The organism is Terriglobales bacterium, from assembly GCA_035937135.1.
Lineage (GTDB): Bacteria > Acidobacteriota > Terriglobia > Terriglobales > Acidobacteriaceae > DASYVL01.
The window spans coordinates 1-6,978 of sequence record DASYVL010000113.1 but is presented as its reverse complement, the minus strand read 5'-3'; the positions used below and the strand labels follow the sequence as shown (position 1 = coordinate 6,978).

The following is a 6,978-nucleotide window of genomic DNA, read 5'->3' as shown; positions in this document are numbered from 1 at the left end:
GGTTGTTGACTGGGTCACCGTTGCCGGCACTCGCTACCTGGTCAGCACCGGGGACCTGACAGAGAAGGGTGGCCAGGGCCTGGGCGCCAACAAGAAGACCGCGGTGATGGTGGGTGGCGGCGCGGCCCTGGGGACTCTGATCGGCGCGATCATCGGCGGCGGAAAAGGGGCCGCAATCGGTGCGGCCGTGGGCGCCGGCGCGGGCGCGGGGGGAGTCGTCCTGACCAAAGGAAAAGCGGTAAGCGTTCCTGCGGAAACGACTCTCAATTTCCGGCTCGACCAGGACCTCAATTTAATGGCGGGGCGTTAGAGGCCCCGGGCTTCACAAGGACCGTTTCTAAGGGAGGACCATATGCTAGGAACCATCCTCATCGTCGTGCTGATCCTGATGCTGGTGGGAGCGTTTCCCAGCTGGCCGCACAGCCGGAGCTGGGGTTACTGGCCTAGCGGCGGCCTGGGCCTGGTTTTAATGATCCTGGTCGTACTGCTGCTTTTGGGGCGACTGTAAGGAGTGAACGCAGTTCAGTCTGCAGGGTCGGACCCTGCGCAAGGAACGTTTCAATGCCTCCGGGAAACTCGGCGGCAGATAGTTTCAGAGCAGTCATGGAGGCTGCAACGATGAAGAAATTCATGTTAGCAATAATGGTGTTGAGTCTGAGCAGCCTGTCCTGGGCCGGGACGACCCGCGAGGACTCCGTCGAGCGGCTGGATAAGGCTGCCAGCGTGCTACACGAGATCATGGCCACACCCGATAAGGGCATTCCCCAGGAAGTGATGGACAGCGCCAAGTGCATCGCCGTGGTCCCTCACATGATCAAGGGAGCGTTCATTTTCGGTGGCAAGCATGGCCGTGGCGTCGCCACCTGCCGCACCGCGCATGGCTGGAGCGCGCCGGCGTTCATCTCCATCGGTGGCGGAAGCTGGGGCTTGCAGTTTGGAGTCCAGGACATCGACTTGGTCATGACCGTGATGAATAATCAGGGCATGCAGCGCATGCTCTCCAACAAGTTCCAGGTGGGCGCCGACGCCGGTGCCGCCGCCGGCCCTGTCGGGCGTCATGCTTCGGCTGGTACGGACTGGAAAGCGGACAGCGAGATTCTCACGTACTCGCGCTCCAAGGGCTTGTTCGCCGGCATCTCGCTCACGGGCGCCGTCGTGCAGAAGGATGACGATTCCACCCGCGCCATCTATGGCAAGAAGATCCCGCAGCGGACTATCCTGAGCGGCTCCGTAGCAGCTCCCGCAGTGGCTTCGTCCTTTATGGCAGCCGTGGCCAGCAGCAGCGGACAAGCCAGGGCTGCGGAAGACAAGAAATAGCGCCGGCTTCCTGCCCTCCCCCGAGCCAGTGCGGTGCAGGGGGAAGCGCAGTTCGGCGCGGGTCAGTCAACACAGGAGGCGGAAATGTTGTGGACCATCGTCGTGATTCTTCTAATCCTTTGGCTCTTGGGCTTCGGTTTCCACGTGGGAGGAAGCCTGGTACACCTGCTGATCGTCATCGCGGTTGTGGTCGTCATCATCAACTTGCTGAGCGGGCGTCGCGATTGACCTTGCGATAGCCCAGCGGTGGGCGGGCGATCCGATTTAGTCGTAAGCGGCGTTAAGAAAGGAAATGCAATGTCATTCTTGCTCTACATCGTTGGTTTTCTGATCTTGATGGGCGGGCTCATCTACGGGGCCACCCTGCTGCACGTGCCTGCGCATTGGGTAGTCGTCGGCGCAGTCGTTTTGGCGGGACTGGGGATTCTGACGGGCGTGAAAACGACCCGTCACAAGGATCCGGCCGAGTAAGCGAATCAGCTTCGCCGGGATCTTCTGGAGGACGGCATATGAAAGCCTTATTCTGGGTTGGGGTTGCGCTGCTGGTGCTGGGCGTTCTCTCGCTCGTGATCCCCATTCCTCGCAGCGAACACTCTGGGATTCAGGCGGGCGGCATTCACATGGGCGTTGAAACCCACTATGACGAAAAGGTATCGCCCTTTGTGAGCGCGGTGTTGATCCTGGGTGGAGCCGGGCTGATGATTGCGGGAAAACAAAAGGCCTAGCTGCCGGGTTCTGCCCAGCCAACGGAACGTCCATCTGGAAGACTCCTGCGCGCCGCTCCGGCGAAAGGCTGTCCACCTCGAGCAGCGGCGTCTCGGATTTGCGAAACCACCGCCCCGCCTGTAAGCTTAACCGCTTCGAAGCCCGTTTTGGGCCCCCAGGGCTCCCAAGCCAGGGCTCCTAGGAATGTTCGATGCGGCTTGAGATCGAGACCTTTACCCAGGGCGATGTGCGCGTCCTGCGCTGCCGTGGGCGCATCATCTATGGCGTCGAAGCCGACGCCCTGCGCGAACGCGTCAATGCTGTTCTGCCCGAGACGCCGCGCATGGTATTCCACCTGGGCGGCGTGCGCGACATGGATAGCGGCGGCATCGGACGCGTGGTCGGCATGGTGGTCTCCGCCCGCCGCGCCGGCGGCGACATCAAGTTCTGCCACCTGACCCCCCAGGTTCGGCACGTCCTCGAGATCACCGGCCTGCTCAGGGTCTTCGAGGTCTTCGCCACCGAGGAAGAGGCCCTCCGCGCCTTCGCCAGCGGCGTGAAGGCCTCGGCCTAGAGTCGCCGTCCCGCGGATGCTAAAGTCTTAGGCGCATGTCTGCGCCCGATTCCCTCTTCGTTCGTGCCTGCAAGTGCCTGCCCGTGGACCGGACTCCCGTCTGGTTCATGCGCCAGGCTGGGCGCTACATGCCTGAGTACCGCGCGGTGCGCCAGCGCCATTCCCTGGTCGAGATCTGCAAGAACCCCGAGCTTGCCGCCGAGGTCACCATCACCGCCGCCGAGAAACTGGGCGTGGATGCGGCCATCATCTTCGCCGACCTGCTGCTGCCGCTCGAGCCCATGGGCCTGGACTTCCACTTCGAGGCCGGCGAGGGCCCGGTGGTGGAAAAACCCGTGCGCACCGCCGCCGACGTCGCTCGCCTGCGCACCGACGGCACCACCGACCTGGGATACGTCGCCGAATCCATCCGCCGCGTCGCGCAGCACTTCGGCTCGCGCCTCCCAGTGATCGGATTCTCCGGCGCACCCTTCACTCTGGCCAGCTACATGATCGAGGGCGGCTCCTCGCGCAGCTACATCGAGACCAAGAAGCTCATGTACCGCGAGCCCAAAGCCTGGAATGACCTGATGTCCAAGCTGGTCGCCGTGCTCGCGCCGTACTTGGTCGAGCAGGCCCGCGCTGGCGCCGACGTCCTCCAGATCTTCGACAGTTGGGTCGGCTGCCTGAGCCCGGAGGACTACCGCCGCTACGTTCTCCCGCACTCCACCGAATTAGTGAAGCGCGCCCAGGCCGCCGGCGTCCCCGTGATCTACTTCGGCACCGACACCGCAACCCTCCTGCCGGCCATGCAGGAAACCGGCGCCAAGGTCATCGGCCTGGACTGGCGCATCCCGCTCGACGAAGGATGGCGCGCCCTTGGCTTCCGCGGCGCCGTGCAGGGCAACCTCGATCCCGCTGCGCTCTTCGCGGAGCGCTCGGAGCTTTTCGCCCGCGCCGACGACGTCCTGGCCCGCGCCGCCGGCCGCCCCGGACACATCTTCAACCTCGGTCACGGCATCCTGCCGCATACTCCGGTGGAAGATGTCCGCGCCCTGGCGGACCATGTTCACGAGCACTCCGCCGCCGCAAAAACCAGATGACCGAGACCGCCAAGACCGCTGTCCTGCTGCTCGCCCACGGCAGCCCCGACCGCCCCGAGGACGTGCCGGAATTTTTGCGCCACGTCACCGGCGGCCGCCCGCTTCCGCCCGCCGCGGTCGAGGAGATCCAGCGACGCTACGCTCGCATCGAGCGCTCCCCGCTCACCGAGATCACCGTGCGCCAGGGCGCACTCCTGGCCCGCGAACTGAAGCTTCCGGTCTACGTCGGCATGCGCAGCTGGGCACCGTTCATCGCCGACGTCCTGGGCCAGATGTCCTCCGACGGCGTCCAGCGCGTGGTCGCGCTCTGCCTGGCGCCGCAGAACTCCCGCACCAGCGTCGGCCTCTACCGCCAGGCGGCGATGAGCGAGAGCGGGCCGCGGTTCGAGCACTTCGAGTTTGTCGAAGCCTGGCACGACCACCCGCTGCTCATCCGCGCCTTCGCGGAGAAACTTGAATCCGGATGGAAGCGCGCCTGCGACGAACTGGGGGCACGTGTGCCCATCCTCTTCACCGCGCACAGCGTTCCCTCGCGCACCATCCTCGAAGGCGACCCTTACGAAGCTCAAGCGCGCGAGACCGCGGCACTCGTCGCCATGGCGCTCTCCGCACTCACCGTGGACGACTGGAGCTTCGCCTTCCAGAGCCGAGGCATGTCCGGCGGCCCCTGGATCGGCCCCACGGTCGAAGACACCATCCAGGGGCTGAAGAAGAAAGGACACGGCGGCGTTTTTCTCCAGCCCATCGGCTTCGTCTGCGACCACGTCGAGGTGCTTTACGACATAGACGTCGCCTTCCGCGAATTCGCGGCTCAGCAGGGGATGAAACTCTGGCGCGCCGACTCGCTCAACGATTCCTCCACCTTCATCGCCGCGCTTGCGGATGTAGTGCGCTCCCGCCTTTCCACCGAAGAACCCGCGAAACCTTTGGTGCAGATCGCCAAGCCCCAGTGACCCGATGAGCGCCACTCCATGAAGCGCATCGTTATTATCGGCGGCGGCATCGCCGGGCTGAGCGCCGCCTTCTACCTGGAGCAGGCGAAGCGCAGTGGCGCTGCACTCGACTATGTCCTGTTCGAAGCCAGCGAGCGCCTGGGCGGCGTCCTGCGCACCGAACGCGTGGACGACTGTCTGGTCGAGGCCGGACCCGACTCCTTCCTCACCGAAAAACTCTGGGCCGCGGAGCTGTGCCGCGAGCTCGGCCTCGCAGATCAGCTCATCGGCTCGAACGACGGCCTGCGCCGGACGTGGATCGTCGTGAACCGCCGCCTGCGCCCCCTGCCGGACGGGTTGCAGTTCATGGTTCCCACGCGGACCTGGCCCATCGTCTTCTCGCGCTTGTTCTCAACCCGCACCAAGCTGCGCATGATCGGCGAACTGTTCTCGCCGGCGCACTCCTCCCCGGCGGACGAATCCGCCGCCGCCCTGGTCGAGCGCCACTTCGGGCGCGAGGTGGTGGAGCGTCTTGCCGACCCGCTGCTCGCCGGCGTCTATGGCGGCGACGCCACCCGCTTGAGCGCCCGCGCCGTCCTGCCCCGCTTCGCTGCGATGGAAGCGCAGACCGGCAGCCTGATCCGCGGCATGCTGGCCGCGCGCAGAAAACACGCCGGCGCGCCGCCGCAACCGCTTTTCACCTCTCTCAAAGGCGGCATGCAGCAATTGGTGGACGCCGTGGTCGCGCGGCTGCAGCCCTCCGCGCTTCGCACGGCGATGCCGGTGACCGGACTTCGCCGCGAAGGCGCGCGCTGGCTTGTGACTCTGGCTTCGGGCCCCGCCGAATCGTTCGACTCCGTCGTGCTCGCCGTCCCCGCCTTCCGCGCCAGCGACCTGCTTGAGCCAGCCAGCTCGGCGCTCGCCGCCGTGCTCGCGCAGATCCCCTATAACAACGCCATGACCGTTGCCCTGGGCTTCGATGCGGAGTCCCTCCTGCCCTCGCTGCGCTGGCGCTTCGACACCGGCCACGGCTTCCTGGTTCCCCGCCGCGAAGGTCGCTGCCTGCTGGCCTGCACCTACGTGCACAACAAGTTCCCGCACCGCGCCCCCAAGGGCCGCCTGCTGTTGCGTACCTTCCTCAACGACCGCCATCGGGACCTCGTCGGCCTGAGCGATGAGGAAGCCGTGCAGGTCGTCCGCCTGGAGTTGCGCTACATCCTCGGCCTCTACGCCGAGCCGCGGTTCGTGCGCCTGTATCGCTGGCCCGCGGCCATGGCCCAGTACGAGGTCGGCCACCTCGACCGCCTGGCCGAGATCGCGCTTCTTCGCCAATCGCTTCCCGGTCTGGCGCTCATCGGCAACGCCTACCGCGGCATCGGTGTCCCCGATTGCATCCGCTCGGGCCGCGACGCCGCCGCGGAGATCGTGAACTCTCTACAGCTGTCATCCTGAGCGATGCCGAACCCGCCGCAGCGGGCGAGGCGAGTCGAAGGACCCCTACCCTCGCTCGGCTTCCTCAATCGCCTCGCGGAGCTTCCCCACCGCCCAGCGAATCTCCTCCGCCGTGATCACCGCCGGAGGCGCGATCAGCAAGTGGTCGCCTGTGTATCCATCCACGCACCCCTGCATGGGATAGACCAGCACTCCGCGCGCGGCCGCCGCCTGGGCCACGCGGCTGGAGAACTTTCGCTCGGGCGGGAACGGTTGCTTGCTGGCCTTCTCGGCGACGAACTCCACGCCCCGCAACATCCCGATGCCGCGCACGTCGCCCACCGCGCGGCACTCCTGCAAAGTGTCCAGCTCGGTTTCCAGCAGGGCGCCGGCGGAATCTTCGGCGCCTGTGGACGAGGCCGCTGCCACCAGCTTCTGCGACTTCATCCGCGCAAACACCGCACGCCCCGTAGCCACCGCTACCGGGTGCGCGTTGTAGGTGAAGCCGTGGACGAACGACCCGGAGCCTTGGGCGATGGCCTCCACCACCTTCTTGTTTGCGATCACCGCACCCAGCGGCGCGTATCCGCTGGCGATCCCCTTGCCGGTGACCAGGATGTCCGGCGCTACGCCCCAGTGCTCGACGGCGAAGTTGCGGCCGGTGCGCCCGCAGCCGGTCATCACCTCGTCCGTGATGAGCAGCGCGCCGTGGCGCGCGCAGGCTACCGCCACTTTTTCCAGATACCCCGTGGGCGGCATCGCCGCGCCCAGCGTTGCTCCGCTCACCGCCTCCAGAATGAAGCCCGCGGCCTCGCCGCCCGCTGCCTCCAACAGACGCTCGACGTCCCCGGCGTACTTGGCTCCGCAGTCCTGGCAGACGTAGGGGCAGCGATAGCAGTTGGGTGTGGCGGCCTGCTCGAACTCGCGCACCATGGGG

At 66.1% G+C, this 6,978-nt stretch carries 11 protein-coding genes; 10 read left to right on the top strand and 1 reads right to left on the bottom strand.

Annotated features, from left to right (window positions below):
• The 10 genes from VGQ94_06790 to hemG form a co-directional block, all read left to right on the top strand.
• Positions 1–310, top strand: a 310-nt coding sequence (locus VGQ94_06790; GenBank protein ID HEV2022220.1) for a hypothetical protein, incomplete at its 5' end; no start/stop codon positions are given.
• Between the two features lie 42 nt (positions 311–352).
• Positions 353–508, top strand: coding sequence for a DUF3309 domain-containing protein (locus tag VGQ94_06785; GenBank protein ID HEV2022219.1), 156 nt, complete (start codon positions 353–355; stop codon positions 506–508).
• Between the two features lie 134 nt (positions 509–642).
• Positions 643–1,317, top strand: a complete 675-nt coding sequence (locus VGQ94_06780; protein ID HEV2022218.1) for a lipid-binding SYLF domain-containing protein — start codon at positions 643–645, stop codon at positions 1,315–1,317.
• Positions 1,318–1,401: 84 nt separating this feature from the next.
• Entirely contained in the window at positions 1,402–1,545 is a 144-nt protein-coding gene (locus tag VGQ94_06775) for a lmo0937 family membrane protein (protein HEV2022217.1), read from the top strand.
• 69 nt (positions 1,546–1,614) lie between these two features.
• On the top strand, positions 1,615–1,788 hold the full coding sequence (locus VGQ94_06770; protein ID HEV2022216.1) for a hypothetical protein: 174 nt from the start codon (positions 1,615–1,617) through the stop codon (positions 1,786–1,788).
• Positions 1,789–1,826: 38 nt separating this feature from the next.
• Positions 1,827–2,042, top strand: coding sequence for a hypothetical protein (locus VGQ94_06765; protein ID HEV2022215.1), 216 nt, complete (start codon positions 1,827–1,829; stop codon positions 2,040–2,042).
• Positions 2,043–2,233: 191 nt separating this feature from the next.
• Complete coding sequence (locus tag VGQ94_06760) at positions 2,234–2,596, top strand: STAS domain-containing protein (GenBank protein ID HEV2022214.1); 363 nt, start codon at positions 2,234–2,236, stop codon at positions 2,594–2,596.
• A gap of 35 nt (positions 2,597–2,631) precedes the next feature.
• Positions 2,632–3,678, top strand: a complete 1,047-nt coding sequence (gene hemE / locus VGQ94_06755; protein HEV2022213.1) for a uroporphyrinogen decarboxylase — start codon at positions 2,632–2,634, stop codon at positions 3,676–3,678.
• Positions 3,675–4,631 carry a ferrochelatase gene (gene hemH, locus VGQ94_06750; protein HEV2022212.1) on the top strand — a complete coding sequence of 319 codons (957 nt, stop codon included), beginning with the start codon at positions 3,675–3,677 and terminating at the stop codon, positions 4,629–4,631. Before hemE ends, hemH begins: the two co-directional genes overlap by 4 nt.
• Positions 4,632–4,649: 18 nt before the next feature.
• Positions 4,650–6,062: a protoporphyrinogen oxidase gene (hemG, locus tag VGQ94_06745; protein HEV2022211.1), complete on the top strand. Its 1,413-nt coding sequence runs from the start codon at positions 4,650–4,652 to the stop codon at positions 6,060–6,062.
• A 45-nt stretch (positions 6,063–6,107) separates the two neighbouring features.
• Here hemG and VGQ94_06740 read toward each other — a convergent pair.
• Positions 6,108–6,978 (bottom strand): aminotransferase class III-fold pyridoxal phosphate-dependent enzyme (locus tag VGQ94_06740; protein ID HEV2022210.1); only part of this gene is annotated, 871 nt, incomplete at its 5' end.